This window comes from Klebsiella sp. HMSC09D12, assembly GCF_001808475.1.
GTDB lineage: Bacteria > Pseudomonadota > Gammaproteobacteria > Enterobacterales > Enterobacteriaceae > Klebsiella > Klebsiella oxytoca.
The window spans coordinates 1-1,187 of the sequence record NZ_KV793372.1 but is presented as its reverse complement, the minus strand read 5'-3'; the positions used below and the strand labels follow the sequence as shown (position 1 = coordinate 1,187).

The 1,187-nt window shown below is 53.0% G+C and carries 1 rRNA gene; it reads right to left on the bottom strand.

The features are described from left to right. Positions 1 to 1,187: ribosomal RNA gene (locus HMPREF3178_RS00005) — 23S ribosomal RNA — on the bottom strand; the annotation flags it as partial.

The following is a 1,187-nucleotide window of genomic DNA, read 5'->3' as shown; positions in this document are numbered from 1 at the left end:
ATGAGCAAGTCACTTCACCTACCATCAGCGTGCCTTCTCCCGAAGTTACGGCACCATTTTGCCTAGTTCCTTCACCCGAGTTCTCTCAAGCGCCTTGGTATTCTCTACCTGACCACCTGTGTCGGTTTGGGGTACGATTTGATGTTACCTGATGCTTAGAGGCTTTTCCTGGAAGCAGGGCATTTGTCACTTCAGCACCGTAGTGCCTCGTCATCACCCCTCAGCGTTAGTGACGTTCCGGATTTACCTGGAACATCCGCCTACATGCTTAAACCGGGACAACCGTCGCCCGGCCAACATAGCCTTCTCCGTCCCCCCTTCGCAGTAACACCAAGTACAGGAATATTAACCTGTTTCCCATCGACTACGCCTTTCGGCCTCGCCTTAGGGGTCGACTCACCCTGCCCCGATTAACGTTGGACAGGAACCCTTGGTCTTCCGGCGTGCGGGTTTTTCACCCGCATTATCGTTACTTATGTCAGCATTCGCACTTCTGATACCTCCAGCAACCCTCACAGGCCACCTTCAACGGCTTACAGAACGCTCCCCTACCCAACAACACATAGTGTCGCTGCCGCAGCTTCGGTGCATGGTTTAGCCCCGTTACATCTTCCGCGCAGGCCGACTCGACCAGTGAGCTATTACGCTTTCTTTAAATGATGGCTGCTTCTAAGCCAACATCCTGGCTGTCTGGGCCTTCCCACATCGTTTCCCACTTAACCATGACTTTGGGACCTTAGCTGGCGGTCTGGGTTGTTTCCCTCTTCACGACGGACGTTAGCACCCGCCGTGTGTCTCCCGTGATAACATTCTTCGGTATTCGTAGTTTGCATCGGGTTGGTAAGTCGGGATGACCCCCTAGCCGAAACAGTGCTCTACCCCCGAAGATGAGTTCACGAGGCGCTACCTAAATAGCTTTCGGGGAGAACCAGCTATCTCCCGGTTTGATTGGCCTTTCACCCCCAGCCACAAGTCATCCGCTAATTTTTCAACATTAGTCGGTTCGGTCCTCCAGTTAGTGTTACCCAACCTTCAACCTGCCCATGGCTAGATCACCGGGTTTCGGGTCTATACCCTGCAACTTAACGCCCAGTTAAGACTCGGTTTCCCTGCGGCTCCCCTATACGGTTAACCTTGCTACAGAATATAAGTCGCTGACCCATTATACAAAAGGTACGCAGTCACCC